This is a genomic window from Caballeronia sp. S22 (assembly GCF_964261745.1).
Taxonomy (GTDB): Bacteria; Pseudomonadota; Gammaproteobacteria; order Burkholderiales; family Burkholderiaceae; genus Caballeronia; species Caballeronia jiangsuensis.
Genome location: NZ_OZ180036.1, coordinates 409,718 through 434,354, shown reverse-complemented (window position 1 = coordinate 434,354; position 24,637 = coordinate 409,718). Strand labels below are relative to the sequence as shown.

The following is a 24,637-nucleotide window of genomic DNA, read 5'->3' as shown; positions in this document are numbered from 1 at the left end:
TGTGAGTGACCGGGCATGAGCGAATTGCGCGCTTTGCGGACTCTTTCCGCGTCGCGCGAGTTTCAAAAGTACCCGTCCAACTCCGATTAAAGGGTCAATCATGTTCACCACAAAAAGCATGCGCAACGCCGCACGGGGTGCGCTGGCGCTCCTTGCCATCGCCGGGCTGATCGGCGCGGGATCGAGCTTCGCCGCCGATCCGATCCCCTACAAGATCACGACGGGGCAGGAACGGGGCACGTATATCCAGATCGGCCAGGACTTGTCGAAGTACGTGGCCGAACCGGCGGGCATCGAGCTGGAAGTGCTGCCGTCGAAGGGCTCGGCGGAAAACGTGCAACGCATGCGCTACGAGCCCGGCGTGAAGTTCGCGCTGGTGCAGTCGGACGTGTATCAGGCATACATGGACATGGCGACCTCGGGCAACGCGGACGCGGGCAAGATCATCAAGCCGTTGCGGCTCATCATGCCGCTCTACGACGAGGAAATTTACTTCGTCACGCGCGCCGACTCGCCGATGAAGTTCATCCACGAAATCAAAGGCAAGAACATCAGCGTCGGGCCGATCGGCAGCGGCACGGCGCAATCGGCGGAGACGCTGTATCGGCTGATGTTCGGCGAGCCGATCGCCGAAGCGAACGAGCAGCATCTGAACAACGAAGATTCGCTCGCGCGGCTGATCGTGGGCAAGATCGATGTGGCGGTGATCGTCGCGGGCCAGCCGGCGAAGCTCTTCCAGGACATGAATCCCGAGCTCTTGAAGCAGATCAAGCTGCTGCGCCTCGACTCCAGCGCGCAGGAAACCGCGCGCGCGAAGCAGACCTACTTCCCGGCGACGATCCGCACGTCGAGCTATCCGAACTGGATTCAGGAAGATACGCCGACGCTCACCGTGAAGGCGTTCCTCGTGACCTATGACTACGGTTTGCGCGGCACGGTCGGCGCGCTGTCGAAATTCGCGGATTCGCTGTGCACGAACTTCGACACGCTGCAGGCCAACGGTCATCCGAAGTGGAAACAGGTGCACCTCGAACTGCCGCCGCTCACGCGTGGCTGGAAGTACTATCCGCCGATGGAAAAGCACCTGCGCGCGTGCATTGCGCAACGCACGGCGGCGGCCGAGCAGTCGCAGACTCCGGCGCGCAAGGTCGCGGCGCGCGACGCTGATGCGGCCGCGCAGAAACCCAAGAAGGCGAGTTGCACCGCGCAGGAAAAGCTCTTGCTGCTGTGCGATCAGTGATACCGCGATGCTAGCGGGCGAGCGTCGGCATGAGCGCGGCGAGCCGCTTCATGCCGCGTTCGATCGCCGCGGCGCTCGTTCCGCCGTAGCCGAACAGCACGCCTTGCTGCGCCGGCTCGCCCGCGTAGAACGCGCGGATTCCGTACAGTCCGACCGATACCGCGCGCGCCGCCGCGACCACGTCGTTCTCGTGCAATGACCCAACAAGCCGCGCGACGAGATGGATGCCCGCCGTCGATGGCAGCGGCTCGAACCAAGGCGCGAGCTCGCCTCTCAATCGCTCGATCAGAATCGCGCGGCGTTCCGCATAAGCCTTGTGCATGCGGCGCAGATGCTTCGCGTATTCGCCGTCGAGCATGAACGCGCCGAGCGCCGTTTGCGTCAGCATGCAACTGTGCCAGTCGCAGGTCTGCTTCGCATTCCAGATCGGCTCCGACAAGGTCACGGGCGGCACGACATAACCGAGCCGCAGATCGGGAAAAAGCGTTTTCGAGAAGGTGCCGACATACGCGACGAGCCCCGCGCGATCCAGACTCTTCAGCGATTCCACCGATCTGCCTTCGAAGCGGAATTCGCCGTCGTAATCATCCTCGACGATGACCGCGCCGCGCTTCGCGGCCCATTCGAGCAATTCGATGCGCCTCTCGAGGCTCATCGGCATGCCGAGCGGAAACTGGTGCGACGGCGTCACGTAGACGAGGCGGGTATTGCGCGGCAGCTTTTGCACGACGATGCCTTCGCCATCGACCGGCACATGCGCGATGCGTGCGCCGAGCGCCGCGAACAGCGCGCGGGCGGGCGGATAGCCCGGCTCCTCGATCGCGACGACATCGCCCGGCTGGATCGTGACGCGCGCGAGCAGATCGAGCGCCTGCTGCGCGCCCTGCGTCACGATCACGTCCTGCCAGTTGCACACGACCGCGCGGCTGAACCCGAGATAACGCGCGATGCCGAGCCGCAATTCCTGCTCGCCGCCCGGATCACGATAGCCCGCGAAGCCGTCGGTCGCGCGCGCCTGCGTGCGCAATGCCTGATTGAGACAGCGCCGCCACGCATCGTAGGGAAACAGCGTCTTGTCGGTCACGCCACCTTTGAAATCGCAGTCGAGCGTTTCGTGGGCGGGCGGCATCGGCATCGCCATGCGCTTGGGCATCTTGCGCCAGATGCCGGTCGCACGGGCGCGGGCCGAGACGGGTTCGGCCTGCGCGGACGGGAGCCGCGTGAGGCCTTCGGCGACGAACGTGCCGTCGCCCGCGCGCGTGTGCAGATAGCCCTCGGCGATGAGCCGCTCGAAGACATCAAGCGTGGTCTTGCGCGAGACCCCGAGCTGCGCGGCGAGATCGCGCGTGGACGGCAGCCGCGCGTTCGCGGCGAGCCGGCCTTCGACGATGCCCGCGCGCAACTGGCCGTAGATCTGGCCGGTGAGATCGCGACGGCCGTGCAGGGTGATGTGGATGTCCAAGGGCGGTAGCGACCGGCGCGACTAAAGTTGATAGGGCATCCGGACGCCTGGATCGTCGGGCGGGAAGTCCTTCGAGTTTCGTGAAACCAGAAGTGCATTCACCGATTGCGCCGACGCCCACACGATGGCGTCCGGCAGCTTGATGCGCGACTTCTTGCGAATCCCGATGGCGAGGTTGGCGACGGCAGTATCGAGCGGTACGAGATCAAAGGTCGCGAGCCACGCTCGAAGCGACGATTCGTTGTCCGGCGTGGCGCCCACGAGGACCTCCATCAACGTGATGATGCTGATCGAACGCTCTTCATAACGCTCGATCTCGATCCTTGCGGCAGCGATGCCCAGCAGGTAATCGATCAGGATGTTCGTGTCGAAAAGCGCTCTTACCATTCTTCGCGCAGCTCCCGCTGATACTGCAATCCATCGATCTTTCGCTCTTCCCACAAGCCAAACACGTCGACGGCAGGACGGCGCTTCTTGCTGGCGACATAAGCGCTGATCGCGTCCCGGATGATGGCGGCGCGCGGGCGTTGCTGCGCTTCGCCAATCGCCGCAAGCTCGTCTATCTGCTCGTCAGGCAGGTCGATCAAAATCCGTCCCATCTTGTCCTCGCTATACGATATACATATCGTATATCAGTTTAGTTCATTTTTCAGCTTTCCGTGTCCCCGAAGACCGATTGACACAAATTCACGCCCTCCTCCGTCAACCACGCGCTGCCCGTCCCCTCCTCGCTCATCTGCATCTCGACCAGCCCGCCGTCCGTAAGCCCGGTCAATTGCCGCCTCAATGCGCTCATCGGCAAACCGGCCTGTTTGGCGAGCTTGGCGAGCGACCACGCGCGCCCCGGCGTTTCCGTCCGCGCGCGCCACAACTGCGCCAGCACGGCGACGAGCGCCGGATCGATGTCATCGCTCATGCGCGTTCTCCCATATTCGTGTCCTTGCTCGCACGCGCGCCGATCTCCCCGACGAGCTCGCCCAGCCGCTGCAAGGCGGTCTCGCTCTGCGCAGTCCACGGATAACTGTAGTTGAGCCGGATGAAGTGGCTGAAGGCATTGCGCGTCGAGAACATATAGCCAGGCCCGACCGTGATGCCGCAGTCGAGCGCCGCGCGATACAGCAGCATCGAATCGACGCGCTCCGGCAATTCGACCCACAGCACATAGCCGCCCTGCGGCGCGGAAGTCCGCGTGCCGGGCGGAAAGAAGCGCTCGACCATCGCGCTCATGATGCGCGACTGCTGCCGATACAGCCTGCGCACGCGCCGCAGATGCCGGTCGTAGCCGTCCTGCCGCAAATAATCCGCGATCGCGACCTGCGGCACGGAGGGCGTCGTCAGCGTGTTGAGGAACTTGAGTTTCTCGACCTGCGCGCGATACCGCCCCGGCATCGCCCAGCCGATTCGATACGACGCCGTCAGGCTCTTCGAAAACGACGCGCAATGCAGCACGAGTCCTTTCGTGTCGAAGTTCTTGAGCGTCGACGGGCGCGCATCGCCGTAATAGAGCTCGTGATAGACATCGTTTTCGATGACCGGAATCTCGTGCTCCGACAGCAGATCGACCAGTTGGCGCTTACGCTCGTCGGGCATCTGGAAGCCGAGCGGATTCTGGAAGTTGGGCATCACCATGCACGCGGCGACCTTCCCGCGCGCAATGATCTGCGACAGCGCCTCGATGTCGATGCCCTCGGCCGGATGCGTCGGCACTTCGATCGCGCGCATGCCGAGGCGCTCAATCGCGTGCAGCATCGCGTAGTAAGTCGGCGATTCGACCGCCACCGTGTCGCCCGGCTTCGCGACGGCCTGCAGGCTCAGGTTGATCGCCTCCGTCGCGCCGACGGTGATGACGATCTCGTCCGGATCGACCGGCACGCCGTTTTCCGCATAACGCCGCGCGATCTGGCGGATCAGTTCCGGATTGCCCGGCGGCAGATCGTCGATGAGATTCCAGCTCGCATGCCGTCGCGCAATCGCGTTCGCGTACTGGTTGATGCGTCGCCACGGAAACGGCCCGGGATCGGGATACGGCGAGCCGAACGGCACGGCGTCGTGCGCGCCGATGCTGCGCAGGGTCGAGAGTACGAGCCGGCTGACATCGACTTCCGACGCCGTCGCGATCACGCGCTTCGGCCGACTCTGCGCCGCGCCCGCCTGCGGCTTCGCGCGCACGAAATAGCCGGATTGCGGGCGCGTCTCCAGAATGCCGCGGCTTTCCAGGATCGCGTAGGCGTGCAGCACGGTCTTGATGCTCACGCCATGCTGCTGGCTCGCCTGCCGCACGGACGCGATCTTCTCGCCCGGCGCGAACACGCCGCGGCGCACGGATTCCTCGATTTCATCGGCGAGCTTTTCGTAGAGCTTCAACGCGCTGGCCCCTTTCGTTTCGACGTGATTGCAGTCTATGTCAAAACGTCGCAACTGTACTCCTCCGATTTCATATTTTCTGTGCGCCGCGTTCGATTCGGGACACAGTAATCTTGGTCCCATCGCATGCTTTATCGAAGACAAACGCCATGAAGAAGCCGGAACCACGCATCGAACCGTACACGCACCCCGCCGCGGGCTGGGGCGCGCTGAAGCAGGTCGCCATCAATCTCGTCAAGGAGAAGGTGGCGGGCGGGAATTATCGGACGCTCTTCAAGCAGAATCAGCCCGACGGTTTCGACTGCCCCGGCTGTGCGTGGCCGGACCGCGAGCACGGCTCGACCTTCGAATTCTGCGAGAACGGCGTCAAGGCCGTCGCCGCCGAAGCGACCAGCAAGCGCGTGACGCCGGCGTTCTTCGAAGAGCACACGGTCACCTCGTTGATGACGCAAACCGACTACGAACTGGAGCAGCACGGCCGGCTCACGGACCCCCTCGTCTACGATGCGAAGCGCGATCGTTACGTGCCGATCGAATGGGACCACGCGTTCGAACTGATCGCCGCGCATCTGAAAAAGCTCGACAATCCGGACCGCGCCGCCTTCTACACGTCAGGCCGCGCGAGCAATGAAGCCGCGTTTCTGTATCAACTGTTCGTGCGCATGTACGGCACCAACAATTTCCCCGATTGCTCGAACATGTGCCACGAAGCGACGAGCCGCGGCTTGCCGCATACCGTAGGCATCGGCAAGGGCACGGTCACGCTCGACGACTTCGAGCACGCCGACACGCTCCTGCTCTTCGGCCAGAATCCGGCGACGAATCATCCGCGCATGCTCGGCGAGTTGCGCGACTGCGCGAAACGCGGCGCGACCATCGTGTCGATCAACCCGCTGAAAGAACGCGGCCTCGAACGCTTCGCAAGCCCGCAGCACACGCTCGACATGCTTTCGCCGAAGGGCGTGAAGATCAGCTCGGTGTTCATTCGCCCGAAAGTCAGCGGCGACTTTGCGCTCATCAAGGGCGTTGCGAAACGCGTGATCGAACTGGACGACGAGGCGTGCGCGAACGGCGGCGAGCGCGTGCTCGATGTCGATTTCATCGCGCAGCACACGGTCGGCTTCGACGCTTTCGCCGACGACCTGCGCGCCGAAAGCTGGGACGCGATCATCGCAGAATCCGGCGTGGAGATGGACGACGTGCTCAAACTCGCCGATATCTACGCGAAAGGCCGCGCCGTCATCTCGACGTGGGGCATGGGCCTCACGCAGCACAAGAACTCCGTGCCGACGATTCAACTGCTCTCGAACCTGATGATGATGCGCGGCAATATCGGCCGGCGCGGCGCGGGGCTGTGCCCGGTGCGCGGCCATTCGAACGTGCAGGGCGATCGCACCGTGGGCATCGAGGAGAAGCCGACGCAGGAATTTCTGGACCGGCTCGGCGCCGCCTACGATTTCGAGCCGCCGCGCGAGCACGGCTACGACGTCGTCGAGACTATTCACGCGATGCTCGAAGGCAAGGTGAAGGTGTTCATCGGACTGGGCGGCAATTTCTCCATCGCGACGCCCGACACGCCGCGCACCTGGGAAGCGATGCGCTCGTGCGATCTCACCGTGCACATCACGACCAAGCTCAACCGCAGCCATCTCGTGCACGGCCGCGACGCGCTCATTCTGCCGACGCTCGGCCGCACCGAAATCGATCTTCAGAACGGCGTGCCGCAAGGCGTGAGCGTCGAGGATTCGATGAGCATGGTGCACATCTCGTACGGCATGAACAAGCCGGCCTCGCAGAATCTGCTGTCCGAAGTGGCGATCGTCGCGCGCATGGCGCATGCGACGCTCGGTTCATCGAAGGTCGACTGGCGGGCGCATGCCGGCGACTATGCATTGATCCGCGACGGCATCGAGAAAGTGCTCGATGGCTTCGAACGCTACAACGAACGTCTGAAGCAGCCCGGCGGCTTTCATCTGGGCGTGGCCTCGCGGGACCGCGTGTGGAAGACGCCGAGCGGCAAGGCGCAGTTCATCGTGCACGAGATCGCGTTCGATACACCGATTCACCGTGCGCGCGCGCTGTACGGCGAACGCCTGATGACGCTCATGACCACGCGCTCGCACGATCAGTACAACACGACAATCTACGGCCTCGACGACCGGTATCGCGGCGTCTACGGACAACGGCACGTGCTGTTCGCCAACCGCGACGATATCGATATGCTCGGCTTCGAGCCGGGCGAGCTCGTGGATATCACGAGCGTGTGGGACGACGGCGTGGAGCGCCGTGTGAACGGCTTCAAGCTCGTTGAATACGACATTCCGCGCGGCTGCCTCGGTGCGTACTATCCGGAGACCAACCCGCTCGTGCCGTTGTCATCGGTTGCGGATGGCGCCGGTACGCCGACGTCGAAGTCCATTCCCGTGTTGTTGACATCGTCCAGTCAGGCCATTGCTGCCTGAAGCTGCTCGCCGCCGACATGTTGCAAAGCGCGTAGAGACGCGCCTTCTCTCGCTGGCGGATGCGGCGTTCGAGTGCGGCTGCGCCGCTGAACCGGCGATCGATGAATCCGCCCAGCATGGCGAGGATCGCGACCCACGCGATCCATCCGGCGGCGAAGCTGTCGAATTTGTCGCTGAACCATGCGCCGCCCAGCATGGCGGCGGCGAACACCAGCATGACCAGGGTGAGCGGCGGACAATACTCGTGTTCGACATGGGTATTGCGGCTTCCCATGCCTAACTGATAGCCGCTCAGCGAATACGCCCCGAGGGAGTGATTCATTCTGTCCTCCGAACTGTCATCGATCTGTAAGTGCACAAATCTACGCAGTCGAGGAGAGGGGCAACACCAGATTATTCCGAATATCGGTTTCGGCGTTTCACGATTGACTTTTCCGAAAACGCCGAAACCGGGCGGCGCGCTCTTTACTATTTAGCCCCGGCGAACTCCTGAATATCGGCATCGGCTTCGCCGGCGAGCGGCACGACGCCGGACGGTCCCGTCGCATGCGGCTGCAACAGCAGCGCGACCAGTCCGCTCCAGCCCGTCTGATGCGATGCGCCCACGCCGCGCCCATTGTCGCCGTGGAAATACTCGTGAAACAGAACGAGATCGCGTGAGCGCGGATCGGCCTGAAGCAGCGGATACGCGGCCATCACCGGACGTTCGCCGTTCTTGTCGAGCAGAAAGAGCGTCGTCACGCGGCGCGCGAGTTCGTCGGCGATCTGCGCGAGCGAGAACTTCTGCCCCGAGCCAGTCGGATATTCGACGCGGAAATCGTCGCCGTAATAGCGATGAAACTCGTGGATCGATTCGATCAGCAGATAGTTCACCGGCATCCACACCGGTCCGCGCCAGTTCGAATTGCCGCCGAACACGCGCGAGTCCGATTCCGCCGGCAGATAGCGGATGCTGAAGCTCTCGCTGTTGTGATAGAAGACGAACGGATTATCGAGATGCACGCGTGAGAGCGCGCGCACGCCGTGATCGGAGAGAAATTCGGTTTCGTCGAGCATGCGCCGGAGCAACGCCTTCATGCGATGCCCGCGCAGCAGCGACAGCAGCACGCTGTTGCCCTGCCCCGCGACGTTCCAGCGCGACACGAGTCGCGCGAGGTCGGTGCGATGCTCGAGGAACCAGTGCAGGCGCTCGCGCAACTCCGGCAGCGAGCGATACACTTTCGGCTCCAGCACGTGCACGGCGAAAAGCGGGATCAGTCCGACGATCGAGCGGATGCGCATCGGCACGTTCGAGCCGTCGGGCAAGCGCAGCTTGTCATAGAAGAACTCGTCCTCGCTATCCCAGAGACCGGTGTCGCAATTGTCCTCGCAGCTCACCGCCTCCGCGATATACAGGAAGTGCTCGAAGAACTTCACGGCGATATCGACGAACACCTTGTTCGCATACGCGAGCTCCAGCGCGATGCGCATCAGGTCGAGCGCGTACGCGGCCATCCACGCGGTGCCGTCGGCCTGATCGATGTGGCCGCCCGTCGGCAGCGGCGACGAGCGATCGAAAATGCCCACGTTGTCCAGCCCGAGGAAGCCGCCCTGGAAGACGTTCTTGCCGTCGGCGTCCTTGCGGTTGACCCACCAGGAGAAGTTCAGCAGCAGCTTGTGGAACACGAGCTCCAGGAAGTCGCGGTCGCCCTTTCCGGTGATCGCACGGTCGATCTCGTAGACGCGCCACGTCGCCCATGCATGCACGGGCGGATTCGCATCGCTGAAAGCCCATTCGTAGGCGGGCAACTGGCCGTTCGGATGCTGATAGCGGTCCTTCACGAGCAAAAGCAACTGGCGTTTCGCGAATTCCGGATCGATCAGCGCGAACGCGGCGGCATGAAAAGCGAGATCCCACGACGCGTACCACGGGTACTCCCACTTGTCCGGCATCGACACGATGTCCGCGTTGCACAGATGCCGCCAGTCGACGTTGCGCCCCGAGCGCCGCTGCTTCGGCGGGTTCGGTTGCAGCGGATCGCCATCGAGCCAGCGCTGCACGTCGAACTGGTAGTACTGCTTCGACCACAGCATGCCCGCGAGCGCCTGGCGCTGCACGAGCCGCTGATCGGCATCCGCGATATCGTGTTGCAGCGCGCCGTAGAACTCGTCCGCTTCCGCGATGCGGCGCTCGAAGAGCCCGTCGACGTCGAGCGGCACGGCGTCCGGCGCGGACTCGGGCCGCCAGCGCATGTACACCACGGCCTTGCCGTGCGGCTCCAGTTTCAGATGCGCGTGCGCCGCGGCGCGCGTGCCCTCGTCGCGGCGAACGGCGTTTTCGTCGCCTTGCAGGATGTAGTCGTTGAAGCCGTCCTTGAACGGTCCCGCGCCTTCCATGTGAAAGAGACGCCTGACGTTGGTCTCGTTTTCGCAGAAGAGCCATTCGATGCCGCCGGCATCCGGCGACCATGCGGTGACGACCATCGGCTCGTGATTGCCCTGTTGCGCGAGCACGTAGGTGCCCTCGCCCTGCACCGTCTCCACTTTCAGCGACGGCTTCACCGGCGCCGGCTTCCACGACCACGTATTGCGCGCCCAGATCTGCGGCAGCGCGTCGAGCGTGGCCCACACGTCGCCGCGATTCTCGATCGTCACGCGCATCACGATGTCGTCGGCGGTGTGCTTCGCGTATTCCACCTGCACGTCGAAGTAGCGCTCGTCGTCGAAGACGCCGGTATCGAGCACTTCGTACTCGGGCATGTCGGCGCCGCGCCGCGCGTTTTCATCGACGAGATCGGCGTACGGAAACGCCGCATGCGGATACTTGTAGAGCATGCGCATGTAGGAATGTGTCGGCGTGCCGTCGATGTAGAAGTACAGTTCCTTCACGTCCTCGCCGTGATTGCCCTCCTGGTTCGTCAGACCGAAGAGCCGCTCCTTGATGATCGGATCGCAGCCGTTCCAGAGCGCGAGCGAGACGCACCAGTTGAGCTTGTCGTCGCCGAAGCCGGCGAGACCGTCCTCGCCCCAGCGATACGTGCGGCTGCGCGCATGATCGTGCGGAAAGTACTCCCACGCGGTGCCGAATTCGCTGTAGTCCTCGCGCACCGTGCCCCACTGGCGCTCGCTCAGATACGGCCCCCAGCGCTGCCAGCGCGAGCAATCCTTCGAATGGAGCCTGGAGCCCTCGACGGTATCGAGCTGGTTGACGGGGCGCGATTTCGGCATGGGGCTCTCCTCGTTGGCGGCGTGCAAAACTGCGGGCAAGACACGTAATTTAGCGCGTTTCGATGGCGGCACGCGCGCCGTGCGCCTACGGTGCGCCGAGCAGTTTTTCGATACGCAGGAGTTCCGCGAGCGACCACGCCTGGAACGGCGTGCCGCCGGGCGCGTGAGGCGCGTCGCCATCGGCGACTTCGCTGATGTGATCGAGGCCGTAATGGTCCAGATGCGCGTAAAGCGGCGCGAGAAAGCGCTCGCGCGCGCCCGCCACGCCGTGCATGCGCACCCACGCTTCCACGAACGGACCGATCAGCCATGGCCACACCGTACCCTGGTGATACGCGCCGTCGCGCTCCAGCACACCGCCCGCATAGAGCGCCTTGTAGGCCGGATCGGACGGCGCGAGCGTGCGCAGGCCGAGCGGCGTGAGAAGCTCCGTCTCGACTTGCGCGACGACCGCGCGGGCGATATCGCCATCGACGAGCGGAAACGGCAGCCCGCCGACCGCGAAGATCTGATTCGGACGAATCGAGCGATCGACCTTGCCAGGCTCGTGATCGACGTCGACGACATCGAAGAGCGTATGCGTGCCGGGATCGACGAAACGCGCGGCGAACGACACCAGCGCCTGATCGCGCAACGCCTGCCAGTGCGGATTCCACGCACTGGCGATAGAGAGCGCGTTGATCCACAGCGCCTGCACCTCGACCGGCTTGCCGATGCGCGGCGTCACGACCCAGTCGCCCGCCTTCGCGTCCATCCACGTGAGTTGCACGCCGGGCGTGCCCGCGCGCAGCAGGCCGTCCGTATCGGCGGCGATGTTGAAGCGCGTGCCGGACGAATAGCCCTGAAGGATCGCATCGGCGGCGCTCTGCAGACGGCTCGTCGTGGCGGCGTGGGCGTAGCCGGTCGCCAGAAAGTCGTGCACGGCGACGACGAACCACAGCGATGCATCGACCGAGTTGTACTCCGGCAGACCGCCGCTGTCCGGGAAGCGGTTCGGCACCATGCCTTCGGAGATCGTGTCGGCCCATTCGAGCAGGATCGATTCCGCTTCCCGATGCCGGCCGGATGCGAGCAGGAGGCCGCGCATCGAGATGAAGGTGTCGCGGCCCCAGTCGGTGAACCATGGAAAGCCCGCGATGATCGTGCGCCCGACGTTGCGATTCACGACATACGCATCGGCCGAGCGTGCGAGCCGCGAGCCGAACGCCGCGCGGCGCGCCGTCTCCCGCGATGCCAGACGCGACGCATGCGCGAGTGCGCTGTCTTCGAACGGCTTGTCGTGGCCCACGTGCGCGTGCAGGATCATCACGGCTTCGCTGCGCGTGAAATCGAAGGAGAAGGTGAACACGCCGGGCGTGGCGAGGTCTTCGGTGAAATCGAGTCCGCGTTCTCGCTCGCGCGCATAGCAGAAATTGCGATACCAGTCGGGCGCGTGCTCGTAGGCGCCGTTCGACGTTACGCAGATCGCGGGCAGATCGCCATACGGCTGCCATTGCACGCGCTCGCCTTCGAGCGTGGCATCGAATGACAGCGCCGGATTCTCGTGATGCAGCGCGTGATAATCGCGGCCGGAAAGTAGCGGACGCACTTCGAGTTTCGCCGCTATCGATGCCCCTTCGAGACGCCAGCGCAGCACGGTTTCGCGGCTTTCCTTCGCGACGAATATTTCCGCGACGATGATCGTGTCGTTGCCGATCGCGTATCGCCATGTCGGCCAGGGTTCGGTATCGAAGGACGACAGGCTCGCGGATGCGTCGGGATAGAGCACATCGGGCGCGTAGCGTTGCATCGTCAGCGGGAAGCGTTTGCCGTCCAGTTCGAGCCATGCTTCGATGCCGTTGACGAGCACGACGCGGCCCGCGGGCGGCTGCGTCGCGGCGAGTAGCAGCGCGTGATAGCGCCGCGTGCGCATCGTGCCGACGGTGCCGGATGCAAAGCCGCCGTTGGCATCGGCTTCGAGCCATTCGTCTTCGAGATTGCTTGCGTCGGGGCGGTCGATCCGGGTCATGGCGTCGATGCCTTTTGACGATAGTCCCTGAGCGCCTTGCGCGCCTTCCCCTGGATCGCGCGCTGCATCTGCGGCGTCCAGCCGAATAGCCAGCCGCTCACGCCGAGCGCCTGACGGCTCCAGCGCCAGAGATCGAAGACATCGGTTTGTTCGACGATGAAGCCGTCGCGGATCGCGAAGCGCGAGTCGATTTCGTTGACGACGCTGTGGCCCGTCGCCGAATACGTGTAGCGCGCGATGGCTTTCGCGCTTGCCGTCTGGCCGGTCGATGCGATGTTGTCGTAGGTGAGCGTGAAGTCGGCGGCGCGGCCGAGGAGCATGCGCCACATATCGCCGGCTTCCTTGCCCCGCAGCACGCCGAAGGCGGGGTCCTGGAACTGGATGCCGGGGGCGTAGCAGGCGGACATCGCTTCGGCATCGCGGTTCTGGAACGCTGTGTAGAAGCGTTCGATCAGGTCGGTGTTGGCGTTGGGCATTGGTTTTTTTGCGCTTTCGCTCGGCGGTGGGGGGTTGCTTGTTTGTCCTCTTTGCGCTTGGTCGTGGAATCCTGGTTTCGTGGTGGTCTATTGGCACTGCCCCTCCCCGGGGCGGGGGTCACTTTCTTTGCTGCTGCAAAGAAAGTAACCAAAGAAAGCAGCTTCTCACCGCCCGCGGTCACACGCAGTTTGGCCATGCTTGCCAGCCGCACGTGGCACTCGCCTTAAGTGTCGCCCCCAAAGGCCCAATCGGGCTTGGATCGCGCACGATCCGCCGAACTAGTTTTCTAACTTTTTGGGTTCAGCAATCATACATCCGGCACAGCGCTACGCGCTGCCGTTGGGTATGCGAGGGAAACCAACGGACGACATGTGCAGTGCATTGATGGCGATGTCAGCACGAAAGCACGCGCGGACCCGATTGACCCATCGGCAGCGAAGCGGGCCGGAGCCATTTGGTGCTGAACCAATAACGCAAGCGATGCGATGCGGCAGACCGTGCGCGAGCCAAGCCCGATTGGGCCTGTGAGGGCGACACTTAGGCGAGTGCCACATGCGGCTGGCAAGCATGGCCAAACTGCGTGTGACCGCGGGCTTAAACGAGCTGCTTTCTTTGGTTACTTTCTTTGCAGCAGCAAAGAAAGTGACTGCCGCCCCGCACGGGGGCAGTGCTAATAGACCACCGCGATAACGGGATCCGGCGAACCCAAAACCAAACCCGTCACCCCACCCAAACCATCACGGCGTGAATCAAAATCCCCACCGCTCCCCCCACCAGCGTCCCATTCACCCGAATAAACTGCAAATCCCGCCCGATATTGAGCTCGACGTCCCTCACAAGAGTCGCGTCATCCCACTGCTTGACCGTCGCGGCAATATGCTTCGCGATCCCATCCCGCAACTCCGGCGCCAGCGCCTTCAACGCATCGCGCATATGCTCGTTGATCGAATCGCGCAACGCCGGATCACTGCCGAGCGCTTCGGCAAACCCTCCCGCCATCGCCACGACCTTCGCGTGCAGCGCCGAATCCGGCCGCTTGATATCCGCATCGAGCCACGCGATGAACTCGTCCCACAGCCCGTTCACATAACCGCGCAGTTCAGGCCGCTCGAGCCATTCACGCTTGTGCTCGTCGATGCGCGCCTTGAACGAAGGATCCGTCTTCAGCCGCCCGACGAATCGCTCCACGGCCGCATCGAAAGCCTTGCGGCGCTCGTGCTCCGGATCGCTGCTCACGTCGTGCAGCCATTGATTCGCGCCGCGCACCAGACCCGCCGCGAACTTGTTGCCGAGATCCTCCGCGTTCAGTCCGACGAAACCCAGCATGCCGATGAGCTTCGGATACTCTTCGCCCGCCACCGCGACGATGCGCGTCGCCAGCATCTCCTGCACCTCGGGCTTGTCGAGCCACGCGGCCATCTGCTTCAGACCTTCATCGAGCAACAGTTGATGCCGACGGTCGGAGGTCAGCGTCGACAGCACGCTGCCCGCCGCGCTCGCGAGATCGAATGAATCGGCGCGACGGCGCAGCGTGTCGTAGAGCATCGTCTTGACGCGTTCATCGTCGACGAAAGACAGCAACTGGCCGACCGCCGTCACCGCCTTCTTGCCGAGCAGCTCCGAATTCTTCGGCTCCGCGAGCCACGTCGACAGACGGCTCGCCGGATCGAACGCGTTCACCCGCGCGACGAGCGCATCGGTGCCGAGAAAACGGTCCCGCACGAATACGGCCAGGTTGTCCGCGACGCGCGCCTTGTTCGCCGGCAGGATCGCCGTGTGCGGAATTGGCACGCCGAGCGGATGGCGAAACAACGCGACGACCGCGAACCAGTCCGCGAGCGCGCCGACCATCGCGGCTTCCGCGAACGACGATACCCATGCCCATACGCCCGCATCGTGCTGGCTTTTCGCGAGCGCGAACAGGCAACCCGCCGCGACGAGCAACGCGGCGGCGAACCATTTCATTCTTTTCAGCGCGACGGCTTTGTCCTGCGTTTCCATCTATGTCGATTTCATGGTTTTGGTGAGGCCGAAAGCTTACCAGCAGTGCGCTGCAAATCCCGCAGGACATCGACGGCCCGCTCGCCATCATCGACGGGAACGAAGATGTGATCGTGGTACGCCGCTGCGATCACATTGCAACTGATATTCGCGTCGCCGAGCGCACGCGCGAATGCCGCCGTCAGACCGACCGCGTTCAGATCCGAATGCACGGTCAGCGTGATCCACGCCGCGCGAAACAGCGGCGCGATGCCCGCCGCCTGCGCCGCGCGCTCCTCCATCACGACCGTCAATCCTTCGCGCTCGCGAAACGTCGCGACGATGCCCCCGCCGCTCGTCACCGCATCGTGCGGCAACGAGGCGAACACGTAGACGCCCGCTTGAAGCTCGGGTTGCATCGATGCGATCAGCGTATCGAGATCACGCAGCATTCTCGGCCTCGCGTGTGCGTCCCAGAACCGGCCGCAGCGCCGCGCCCGTGTGGCTGCGCGGATGCGTCGCGAGCGTGTCCGGGTCCGCCGCCGCGACGATCGTGCCGCCATTCACGCCGCCTTCCGGCCCGAGATCGAGCACCCAGTCGGCTTCGGCGATCACATCGAGATCGTGCTCGATGACGATCACGCTATGCCCGCCATCCACCAGCCGATGCAGCACGCGGATCAGCTTCGCGACGTCCGCCATGTGAAGCCCGACGGTCGGTTCATCCAGCACGTAAAGCGTATGCGGCGGCTTCTGGCCGCGCCGCGTGATGTCGTCGCGCACTTTCGACAACTCGGTGACGAGCTTGATGCGTTGCGCCTCGCCGCCCGACAGCGTCGGCGAAGGCTGGCCGAGCGTCAGATAACCGAGGCCGACATCGCGCAGCAATTGCAACGGATGCGCGATGCTCTGCATCGACGCGAAGAATTCGACGGCCTCGTCGATCTCCATCGTCAGCACTTCGCCGATGTTCTTGCCGCGCCAGGTCACCGCGAGCGTCTCCGGATTGAAGCGCTGTCCGTGGCAGACGTCGCACGGCACCTTCACGTCGGGCAGGAAGCTCATTGCGATGGTGCGCACGCCCTGGCCTTCGCACGCCGGGCAGCGCCCTTCGCCCGTGTTGAACGAGAAGCGCGACGGCGTATAGCCGCGCGCGCGGGCTTCGAGCGTATCGGCGAACAGCTTGCGGATCGTGTCCCACATGCCGATGTAGGTCGCCGGACACGAGCGCGGCGTCTTGCCGATCGGCGTCTGATCGACTTCAAGCACGCGGTCGATCGCCTCGAAACCGGTCACGCCACGGCAACCCTGCCACGCGTGCGCGACATCGAACTTCGGACGCGGCGCCTCGCGCGCGAGCACGCTGGCGCGCGATCGCGTGACGGGTGCATCGGACTGCGCCGCCTTGCGCGCGCGCCGCACCGCGGGCGACGACAGCACCGAGCGGCCGACCGCATCGAGCAGATTGGTCATCAGCACGTCGCGCGCGAGCGTCGACTTGCCCGAGCCCGACACGCCCGTGATCGCGACGAGGCGATTCAGCGGCATGCTCGCCGTCACGTTGCGCAGGTTGTGCAGCGTCGCGCCTTCGACCGTGAGCCATTGTTCGGGCGTCGCCGGACGCTTCGCGGTCCCGGCACGCACTTCGCGGCGCGGCTGCAACGGATGCACGATCGGGTTCGCGAGGAACTGGCCCGTCAGCGACGCCTCGTGCGCCGCGAGATCCGTCACGGTGCCTTGCGCGACCACCGTGCCGCCGCGCTTGCCCGCGCCCGGCCCGATATCGATGATGTGATCCGCGCGGCGAATCGTGTCCTCGTCATGCTCGACGACGACGAGCGTATTGCCCTTGTCGTTCAGCTTCTTCAGCGCTGAAAGCAGGATGAGGTTGTCGCGCGGATGCAGACCGATGGTCGGCTCATCGAGCACATAGCACACGCCTTGCAGATTGCTGCCGAGCTGCGCGGCGAGGCGAATGCGTTGCGCTTCGCCGCCGGAAAGAGTCGGCGCGGCGCGATCGAGGCTCAGATAGCCGAGCCCGACTTCTTCGAGAAACTGCAGACGGCCTTCGATTTCGCTGATCACGTCGCGCGCGATATCCGCATCGCGGCCTGTCAGCTTCAACGCGGCGATCCACTCGCGCGTATCGCTCACGGTCCAGCGTCCGACTTCCGTGATCGGATAATCGCCGAAGGTCACGGCGCGCGCGACCTCGTTCAGACGCGTGCCTTCGCAGTCCGGGCACGGCTGATCGACGATATCGTCCGGTTCCTGATCCACCGAGCCGATGCTCTGCTCGCGCCCGCGATCGTCCTGCGCGAACAAGGTGTCATCGAATGCGGCGCGCTGTTCGCGCGTGAGCTTCACGCCCGTGCCGACGCATGTATTGCACCAGCCGTGCTTGCTGTTGTACGAGAACATGCGCGGATCGAGTTCGGGATAGCTCGTGCCGCACACAGGGCACGCGCGCTTCGTCGAGAACACGCGGGTTTCTTCTTTGCCGCGACGCGCGCCGTCCTGCCACGAGCCATGCAGATCGTCGAGCGGCGCGCACAGATGCATCACGCCCTTGCCGATCTCCAACGTTTCGTCGAGCAGGCGGCGCAGATCGGCCTCGTTGTCCGCCGATACGACGAGATCCGCCACCGGCAATTCGATCGTATGTTCGCGGAATCGATCGAGCTTCGGCCACGGACTCACCGGCAGGAATTCGCCGTCCACGCGCAGATGCGTGTTGCCGCGCGCCTTCGCCCATTTCGCGAGATCGGTGTACACGCCTTTGCGGTTCACGACGAGCGGCGCGAGCAGCCCGACATGCTGCCCCTTGAAATCGCGCATGATCTGCGCGGCGATCGATTCCGAGCTTTGCGACTGCACCGGCGTGCCGTCGTGGATGCAATGCTGGATGCCGAGCTTCACGTACAGGAGACGCAGGAAGTGCCAGACTTCCGATGTCGTCGCCACCGTGGACTTGCGCCCGCCGCGCGACAGACGCTGCTCGATCGCGACGGTCGGCGGAATGCCGTAGACGGCATCGACTTCGGGACGGCCCGCGGGCTGCACGATGGAACGCGCATACGCATTCAGCGATTCGAGGTAACGCCGCTGGCCTTCGTGAAAGAGGATGTCGAACGCGAGCGTCGATTTGCCCGAGCCGGACACGCCCGTCACGACGTTGAACTTGTTATGCGGGATATCGACATCGAGCGACTTCAGATTGTGCTCGCGCGCGTTGACGATGCGCACGACGTCCTCGCCCTGCAATGCGCGCCGCGCGCTCGCGACTTCCGCCGCGAGTTGCAGCGGCACGCCCGCGCGCTTTTCCGCCGCGCCGGGCGCCATCGCTTCTTCGTATTCGATCAATGCGCGGCCCGTATGCGACTGCTCGCAAGCGGCCACGTCATCGGGCGTGCCGACGCACACGACCTGTCCGCCGCCATCCCCGCCTTCGGGACCGAGATCGATGATCCAGTCGGCCGCGCGAATCACATCGAGGTTATGTTCGATGACGATCAGCGAATGCCCGCGCTCCAGCAGTCGGCGCAGCGCCTGCATCAGCTTGGCGATGTCGTCGAAATGCAGACCGGTGGTCGGCTCGTCGAACATGAAAAGGCGGCTTTCGCTTGTTTTGGCTTGCGATGTTTCAGCGAGGAAACCCGCGAGCTTCAGACGCTGCGCCTCGCCGCCTGAAAGCGTCGGCACGGGCTGGCCGAGCTTCACGTATTCGAGACCCACATCGACGATCGGCTGCAGCACGCGCAGCACTTCCTTGTCGTTTGCGAAGAGCGCGACGGCTTCGCTGACCGTCAGTTCGAGCACATCGGCGACGCTCAATTGACGATCGCCGCGCTCGATCTTCACTTCGAGAACTTCAGCGCGATAACGCCTTCCGTCGCAATCCGGGCAGCGCAGATAAACGTCGCTCAGGAACTGCATTTCCACGTGCTCGAAGCCCGAGCCGCCGCATGTCGGGCAGCGTCCGTCGCCCGAGTTGAAGCTGAACATGCTCGCGCTATAACCGCGCTGCAAAGCGAGCGGCGCCTTCGCGTAGAGCTTGCGGATTTCATCGAACGCGCCGACATAGCTCGCCGGATTCGAGCGCGCCGTGCGCCCGATCGGCGACTGGTCGACGAACACGACATCGCTCAGATCCTCCGCGCCCTTCAATGCGCGAAACGCGCCGGGCGTTTCCGTCGCCTTGCCGAAATGGCGCATCAGTGCGGGCGCGAGCACGTCCTGAATCAACGTCGATTTGCCCGAGCCGGAAACGCCTGTCACGCAGACGAGACGTTGCAGCGGAATATCGACCGTCACGTCCTGCAGGTTGTGATCGCTCGCGCCTTCGAGCGTGAGACGCGGCGTGTTCGCATCGACGACGCGCCGGTTCCAGTTCGACGCATGCGCGACATGTTTGCGGCCGCCGAGATACGCGCCGGTCAGGGTGTCGGTGCCTTGAATGTCGTCGGGTGCGCCGTCGTAGACGATCTGCCCGCCGCGCTCGCCCGGTCCCGGTCCCATGTCGATGAGACGATCCGCCGCGAGCATCACTGAGGGATCATGCTCCACGACGACGAGCGTATTGCCCGCGTCGCGCAGCCGGTGCATCGCCTCGACGATGCGGTTCAGATCGCGCGGATGCAGGCCGATGCTCGGTTCATCGAGCACGAAGAGCGTGTTCACGAGCGACGTGCCGAGCGCGGTCGTCAGGTTGATGCGCTGCACTTCGCCACCGGACAGCGTGCGGCTCTGGCGATCGAGCGTCAGATAACCGAGGCCGACATCGCAGAGATATTTCAGACGCGTGCGCACTTCCGCGTGCAGCAGCTTGAGCGCTTCGTCGAGCAAGGTCGAAGGCAGCGTCAGCGAATCGAAGAAGCGGCGGATGCGCTCGATCGGCATCAGCATCAGATCGTGGACCGTGAGACCCGGCAGCGCTTCGAGTTGCGCGCGCGTCCAATCGACGCCTTCCGGCATCAAGCGATTCGACGGCGGCAACACCGCGTCGGCCTGCTCCTTCGTGCCGAGACGCCACAGCAGCGACTCGGTTTTCAGGCGCGCGCCGGCGCAAACCGGGCACGTCGTATAGCTGCGATATTTCGACAGCAGCACGCGGATATGCATCTTGTACGCCTTCGACTCCAGATAGTCGAAGAAGCGCTGCACGCCGTACCACTGGTTCTGCCACTTGCCGGTCCAGTCGGGCGAGCCCTTGATGACCCAGTCGCGCTCTTCCTGCGTGAGATCCTTCCAGGGCACGCCGAGCCGGATGCCCGCCTTCGTGCCGTACTTCACGAGATCGTCCTGGTTCTCTTTCCACGCGGGCGTCTGCAACGTCTTGACCGCGCCTTCGCGCAGCGTCTTCTTGTCGTCCGGGATCACGAGCCCGTAATCGACGCCGATCACGCGGCCGAACCCGCGGCACGTTTCGCACGCGCCGTAGGCCGAATTGAACGAGAACAGCGCCGGCTGCGGGTCCGCGTAGCGCAGATCGCTTTCCGGGCTGTGCAGACCGGTGGAGAAGCGCCAGATTTCCGGCTCCGCGTCCTCCTTCAGCACGTAGACATCGACGCGGCCGGTGCCGCGCAGCAACGCGCTTTCGATCGCCTCCAGCGCACGCGAGCGCTCCGTGTTCTGCAGGCGAAAGCGATCCGCGACGACATCGAGCATCTGCCGCGCGCCGGATTCCGTCTGGATATGGCGCTTGGCCTGCACGCGCGTATAGCCGCTCGCGGATAGCCATTGCGCGACTTCCTCGTCGCTCGCGGTATCGGGCAGTTCGACGGGAAACGTGATCGCGAGACGCGGATCGTCGGCGCGCGTGCGTTCGAGCAGCTCCGCGTAGATCGTTTCGGGCGTGTCGTGGCGCACGCGCTGCGACGTCTTCTTGTCGAAGAGCTCGGCGGCGCGCGCGTAGAACAGCTTCAGGTGATCGTTCAGCTCGGTCATCGTGCCGACTGTCGAACGCGAGCTGCGCACCGGATTCGTCTGGTCGATGGCGATGGCGGGCGGCACGCCGTCCACGCGATCGACCTGCGGGCGGTCCATCCGGTCGAGAAACTGGCGCGCATACGCGCTGAAGGTCTCGACGTAGCGGCGCTGGCCTTCCGCGTAGAGCGTATCGAACACGAGGCTCGACTTGCCCGAACCGGATGGCCCCGTCACGACCGTCATCTGGCCGGTGTGCAGGTCGAGATCGAGATTCTTGAGGTTGTGCTGACGTGCGCCGCGAATGCGGATTGCGTTGTTCGATGCCAATTTTTCAACCGGTTCAATAGGTTAGGCGGCTCTCTGAAAGCCTTGGGCGAGCTTGCACGAGTGTTCGGAAGTGCGTGGCCGCCATAGCGAACAGTACTGTACACGCATACAGTGTTTGTCGCCAAACGTGTCAGAGGTGTCCGCTTCGGTGCGCAAGACGCTCGCCTGATCGGCGGCTCACTTCAGATGCGCGATGACGGCATCCGCGACGGCGTCCGGCGCCTCGCGCAGCGGAAAATGCCCCGCGCCGTCGATGACCACGCGCCGGTATCCCGCCGGAAAATACTTGTCCTGCCCTTCCGAGCTCGCCGGTTCGTCGCAGGAATCCGCGCCGCCCTGGATCATCAACGCGGGCACGCCGATGCGTTCGATCGTCGCGAGCCGCGCATACAGTTCGGCGAGCGCCGGATCGGACGGCTGGTCGCCGCGCCAGCGACGTCGGTATGCGTTCAGTGTGATCGGCACCCAGTCGGGATTTTCGAAGGCGCGCGCGGTCGCCGCAAATTCGGCTTCGTCGAACCAGCCGGACGGCGACCATGTTTCCCACTGGATGCGCGCAAAGCCTTTGGGATCGGCGGCGACGGCATCCGGGCCGCCATCGAGCGACATGAACCATTGATACCAGAAGCGCCGCGCCTGCGAGAAATCCGGCAATTCGAAGACGCCGCGCGGCTGATAGGCGAGCGCGAGCGCGGCCATGCGGCGCACGCGATCCGGAAACAGCGCGGAGATCGTGTACGCGGCGCGCGCGCCCCAGTCGTGACCGACGACATCGAATTGCGCGATGCCGAGCGCATCGGCGAGATCGACGGCATCGTTCGCGAGCGCGACGCCCGAGCCGTCGCGCACGGTGTCATCGCGCAAGAAGCGCGTGCCGCCCGCGCCGCGCAACTCCGGGACGATGCTGCGATAGCCGGCTTCGTTGAGCCGCGCGGCGACCGCGTTCCATGCGCGCGCCGCATCGGGCCAGCCGTGGATCAGGAGAACGATGGGACCATCGGCAGGACCGGAATCGGCGTAGGCGATATCGAGCGTCGGCGTGCGGGCGTGGCGTGCGAAGTCCAGCATGGCGAGACTCCTGCTTGAGGAAAAAGCCATTCTAAAGCGAGTCGCGTACGTGAGTCGCGGGCCGGATTCAAGGGTGCGACAACAACGGACTACGGTGTTGAAAGGCCTGTCCCGTGTGTCAAATTTTCGTTCGTGATACGAAGTGCTATGATCGAAATTTATGTCGGAGTTCGACCCTTGGTTAAAGGAATGTTTTCCGTCTCTCCCGCTGCACGATGCAAGTGCTGCGACGGTCCAAGTGCGCTGTGCGGAGTGGTCGACTTGTCACGCGGCGGCGCCGACCACGCCGCAGGAAAGAAAGTCGATCCGTACTCGGGCGTGCCCATTTACTACTATCGATGCGAGCATTGCGGCTTCACCTTCACCTCCGCTTTCGACGAATGGACATCGGCGCAATTCAGCGAACATATCTATAACGCCGACTACGTAAGGCAAGATCCGGATTACGTCTTCGCCCGCCCGGACGAGAACGCCCGGACCATCGCCGAGAAATTTTCCGCGTTGGCGAAAATGAAAATTCTGGACTATGGCTCAGGATCGGGCGTGCTGGAACAGCAACTGCGCCTGCGCGATTTCCATGACGTGCGCTCTTACGATCCCTTCCACAGCAGCTCGGACCCGAATGTTCTGCAAGAACAATTCCGTGTCGTTTTCGCGTTCGAAGTATTCGAGCACAGCGTCGATCCTCGTCAATTGATGCAGACACTTGCCGCCTTGCTCGACGACGATGGCGCCATGCTCGTAAGCACCCTCTTTGTACCCGACAATACTGCATCCGAAGGCATCGATAAATGGTGGTACTGCATGCCTCGCAACGGCCATGTCTCGTTCTTTACGCCGACATCGTTGTCTCTGCTGGCGTCGCAGTACGGATTGAAGGCGGCCTCGTTCAACAGCGGCTTTCATCTTCTGTTTCGATCGGAGAAACCCGACTGGGCGAAGCCGTATGAATTCATGACTTCGCCGGACTAAAAGCGTCTCACGCCCCGATCAGCACCCCGCTTCTCACCGCCTTCTCCCCCGTCACCCGTCCCATCGGCGCGCCCGCGTACACGAATCGGATCGCGCGACGCATGTAAAACACGCCATCGTTGCTCGTGGTGACCGTGGTGACTGCATCGGTAATCGGATCGACGATATCGAACACCGGATCGCCCGCTTTCAAAATCGCGCCCACCTTCGCCCGATACACGACGATCCCGCTCACCGGCGCGCTCAACTGCTGGCTGCCCGCGAGCGGCGTCGCGGCTTGCGCGAGCGGCGGCGCGTCCTTCTCGTCGCCATCGATCACGCCGCGCGCGATCAGATAATCGACGATGGCATCGGCATCATGCGCGGCGGTCTCGTAATCGACGTCACGCTGCCCGCGATGCTCGATCGTCGCCGCGATATTCGGCGCGCCGAGCGGCGTATCGTCGCCGAGCCGTTCGCGCAGTTCGTGCCACAGCAGCGCATGAACCTCGTCGAACGACTGCCCGCCGGAATCCGTCGCCAGCAGCACGCCGTTTGCGCCGAGATGGCGCGCGAGCGGCTCGATCGCGGGCCAGCTCGCGGGGCTCGTGTAGATGTGCATCGTCGCTTCGAGCGAGCAATGCAAGTCGAGCACGATATCGGCTCGCGAAGCCAGCGTGAGCAGCGTGAGCCGCAGCGATTCGAACTCGTTCTTCGCGGTCATTTCGCCGAGCAGCTCGACGAGCGCGCCGCGCAGAAGGCGCGCGTTGTGCGCGGCATCGGCGGACGAGAAGCGCGCGCCCACGCGCTCGATCAGCGCGGCAGCGGACGGCATCGGAAAGTTGCGGTTGAAGTTGTGGCCGCTGTTCGCCTCGAAGCGCCCGAGAAACTGCCCGAGCACGTGCTGCGACAGGCCGATCGGATTCGCCACCGGCACGAGCACGATCTCACCGCGCACGCGGCCTTCGGCGTCGAGCGCGGCGAGCCGCTTCTTGAGCGTCCATGCGGTGAGCATCGCGGGCGTTTCGTCGGCATGCAGCGAAGCCTGTATGTAGACGGTCTCGCCGTCGCGCCCGGCGTCGCCGAAATGAAAGCTGACGAGTTCGCGCGACGTGCCGAGCGTCGTCGAGACGAGTGAATGGCGTTTCGTTTGCATCGAAGAA

General features: G+C 64.0%; 17 protein-coding genes. 4 read left to right on the top strand and 13 right to left on the bottom strand.

Going from position 1 to position 24,637, the window contains the following annotated elements:
* Positions 1-100: 100 nt before the first annotated feature.
* Complete coding sequence (locus ACEN42_RS17075) at positions 101-1,240, top strand: TAXI family TRAP transporter solute-binding subunit (RefSeq protein WP_081818274.1); 1,140 nt, start codon at positions 101-103, stop codon at positions 1,238-1,240.
* A gap of 10 nt (positions 1,241-1,250) precedes the next feature.
* On the opposite strand, the gene ACEN42_RS17070 is transcribed toward ACEN42_RS17075, so the two are convergent.
* From ACEN42_RS17070 to ACEN42_RS17050, 5 genes are read right to left on the bottom strand one after another with little or no spacing between them, the layout of a single operon-like run.
* Positions 1,251-2,702, bottom strand: a complete 1,452-nt coding sequence (locus tag ACEN42_RS17070) for a PLP-dependent aminotransferase family protein (protein ID WP_371881925.1) — start codon at positions 2,700-2,702, stop codon at positions 1,251-1,253.
* 21 nt (positions 2,703-2,723) lie between these two features.
* Complete coding sequence (locus ACEN42_RS17065) at positions 2,724-3,089, bottom strand: type II toxin-antitoxin system VapC family toxin (RefSeq protein WP_371881924.1); 366 nt, start codon at positions 3,087-3,089, stop codon at positions 2,724-2,726.
* On the bottom strand, positions 3,083-3,301 hold the full coding sequence (locus ACEN42_RS17060) for a ribbon-helix-helix protein, CopG family (RefSeq protein WP_187607949.1): 219 nt from the start codon (positions 3,299-3,301) through the stop codon (positions 3,083-3,085). Before ACEN42_RS17060 ends, ACEN42_RS17065 begins: the two co-directional genes overlap by 7 nt.
* A gap of 50 nt (positions 3,302-3,351) precedes the next feature.
* Positions 3,352-3,618: a helix-turn-helix domain-containing protein gene (locus ACEN42_RS17055; protein ID WP_035506134.1), complete on the bottom strand. Its 267-nt coding sequence runs from the start codon at positions 3,616-3,618 to the stop codon at positions 3,352-3,354.
* Entirely contained in the window at positions 3,615-5,066 is a 1,452-nt protein-coding gene (locus ACEN42_RS17050) for a PLP-dependent aminotransferase family protein (RefSeq protein ID WP_371881923.1), read from the bottom strand. Before ACEN42_RS17050 ends, ACEN42_RS17055 begins: the two co-directional genes overlap by 4 nt.
* A 149-nt stretch (positions 5,067-5,215) precedes the next feature.
* Here ACEN42_RS17050 and ACEN42_RS17045 point away from each other — a divergent pair, with 149 nt between their 5' ends.
* Positions 5,216-7,528: an FdhF/YdeP family oxidoreductase gene (locus ACEN42_RS17045; RefSeq protein ID WP_371881922.1), complete on the top strand. Its 2,313-nt coding sequence runs from the start codon at positions 5,216-5,218 to the stop codon at positions 7,526-7,528.
* Positions 7,518-7,808, top strand: a complete 291-nt coding sequence (locus ACEN42_RS17040; protein ID WP_371881921.1) for a hypothetical protein — start codon at positions 7,518-7,520, stop codon at positions 7,806-7,808. The genes ACEN42_RS17045 and ACEN42_RS17040 overlap by 11 nt, the downstream gene beginning before the upstream one ends.
* 188 nt (positions 7,809-7,996) lie before the next feature.
* On the opposite strand, the gene ACEN42_RS17035 is transcribed toward ACEN42_RS17040, so the two are convergent.
* From ACEN42_RS17035 to ACEN42_RS17005, 7 genes are all read right to left on the bottom strand, one after another.
* On the bottom strand, positions 7,997-10,735 hold the full coding sequence (locus ACEN42_RS17035; protein ID WP_371881920.1) for an MGH1-like glycoside hydrolase domain-containing protein: 2,739 nt from the start codon (positions 10,733-10,735) through the stop codon (positions 7,997-7,999).
* Between the two features lie 85 nt (positions 10,736-10,820).
* Entirely contained in the window at positions 10,821-12,743 is a 1,923-nt protein-coding gene (locus tag ACEN42_RS17030; protein WP_371881919.1) for an amylo-alpha-1,6-glucosidase, read from the bottom strand.
* Positions 12,740-13,219 carry a nuclear transport factor 2 family protein gene (locus tag ACEN42_RS17025; RefSeq protein WP_371881918.1) on the bottom strand — a complete coding sequence of 160 codons (480 nt, stop codon included), beginning with the start codon at positions 13,217-13,219 and terminating at the stop codon, positions 12,740-12,742. The genes ACEN42_RS17030 and ACEN42_RS17025 overlap by 4 nt, the downstream gene beginning before the upstream one ends.
* 721 nt (positions 13,220-13,940) lie before the next feature.
* The gene (locus tag ACEN42_RS17020; protein WP_371881917.1) at positions 13,941-15,221 is read right to left on the bottom strand and encodes a DUF445 domain-containing protein; all 1,281 of its coding nucleotides are present in this window, start codon (positions 15,219-15,221) and stop codon (positions 13,941-13,943) included.
* Between the two features lie 11 nt (positions 15,222-15,232).
* Positions 15,233-15,652 (bottom strand): ACT domain-containing protein, encoded by a 420-nt coding sequence (locus ACEN42_RS17015; protein ID WP_371881916.1) that lies wholly within the window; start codon positions 15,650-15,652, stop codon positions 15,233-15,235.
* Positions 15,642-21,455, bottom strand: a complete 5,814-nt coding sequence (uvrA, locus tag ACEN42_RS17010; protein WP_371881915.1) for an excinuclease ABC subunit UvrA — start codon at positions 21,453-21,455, stop codon at positions 15,642-15,644. The genes ACEN42_RS17015 and uvrA overlap by 11 nt, the downstream gene beginning before the upstream one ends.
* Positions 21,456-21,632: 177 nt before the next feature.
* Positions 21,633-22,523 (bottom strand): alpha/beta fold hydrolase, encoded by an 891-nt coding sequence (locus ACEN42_RS17005; RefSeq protein WP_371881914.1) that lies wholly within the window; start codon positions 22,521-22,523, stop codon positions 21,633-21,635.
* Positions 22,524-22,670: 147 nt separating this feature from the next.
* On the opposite strand from ACEN42_RS17005, the gene ACEN42_RS17000 reads away from it, so the two are divergent.
* On the top strand, positions 22,671-23,495 hold the full coding sequence (locus ACEN42_RS17000) for a class I SAM-dependent methyltransferase (protein ID WP_371881913.1): 825 nt from the start codon (positions 22,671-22,673) through the stop codon (positions 23,493-23,495).
* A 7-nt stretch (positions 23,496-23,502) separates the two neighbouring features.
* Here the strand turns inward: ACEN42_RS17000 and ACEN42_RS16995 are convergent, their stop codons facing one another.
* Positions 23,503-24,630 (bottom strand): succinylglutamate desuccinylase/aspartoacylase family protein, encoded by a 1,128-nt coding sequence (locus tag ACEN42_RS16995; protein ID WP_371881912.1) that lies wholly within the window; start codon positions 24,628-24,630, stop codon positions 23,503-23,505.
* Between the last annotated feature and the right edge of the window lie 7 nt (positions 24,631-24,637).

Excerpts from the sequence above, each read along its gene's own strand:
- ACEN42_RS17030 (WP_371881919.1), bottom strand. The coding sequence starts at position 12,743 with ATGACCCGGATCGACCGCCCCGACGCAAGCAATCTCGAAGACGAATGG.
- ACEN42_RS17075 (WP_081818274.1), top strand. The coding sequence starts at position 101 with ATGTTCACCACAAAAAGCATGCGCAACGCCGCACGGGGTGCGCTGGCG.
- ACEN42_RS16995 (WP_371881912.1), bottom strand. The coding sequence starts at position 24,630 with ATGCAAACGAAACGCCATTCACTCGTCTCGACGACGCTCGGCACGTCG.
- ACEN42_RS17025 (WP_371881918.1), bottom strand. The coding sequence starts at position 13,219 with ATGCCCAACGCCAACACCGACCTGATCGAACGCTTCTACACAGCGTTC.
- ACEN42_RS17060 (WP_187607949.1), bottom strand. The coding sequence starts at position 3,301 with ATGGGACGGATTTTGATCGACCTGCCTGACGAGCAGATAGACGAGCTT.
- ACEN42_RS17065 (WP_371881924.1), bottom strand. The coding sequence starts at position 3,089 with ATGGTAAGAGCGCTTTTCGACACGAACATCCTGATCGATTACCTGCTG.
- ACEN42_RS17020 (WP_371881917.1), bottom strand. The coding sequence starts at position 15,221 with ATGGAAACGCAGGACAAAGCCGTCGCGCTGAAAAGAATGAAATGGTTC.
- ACEN42_RS17005 (WP_371881914.1), bottom strand. The coding sequence starts at position 22,523 with ATGCTGGACTTCGCACGCCACGCCCGCACGCCGACGCTCGATATCGCC.
- ACEN42_RS17000 (WP_371881913.1), top strand. The coding sequence starts at position 22,671 with ATGATCGAAATTTATGTCGGAGTTCGACCCTTGGTTAAAGGAATGTTT.
- ACEN42_RS17015 (WP_371881916.1), bottom strand. The coding sequence starts at position 15,652 with ATGCTGCGTGATCTCGATACGCTGATCGCATCGATGCAACCCGAGCTT.
- ACEN42_RS17045 (WP_371881922.1), top strand. The coding sequence starts at position 5,216 with ATGAAGAAGCCGGAACCACGCATCGAACCGTACACGCACCCCGCCGCG.
- ACEN42_RS17035 (WP_371881920.1), bottom strand. The coding sequence starts at position 10,735 with ATGCCGAAATCGCGCCCCGTCAACCAGCTCGATACCGTCGAGGGCTCC.
- ACEN42_RS17055 (WP_035506134.1), bottom strand. The coding sequence starts at position 3,618 with ATGAGCGATGACATCGATCCGGCGCTCGTCGCCGTGCTGGCGCAGTTG.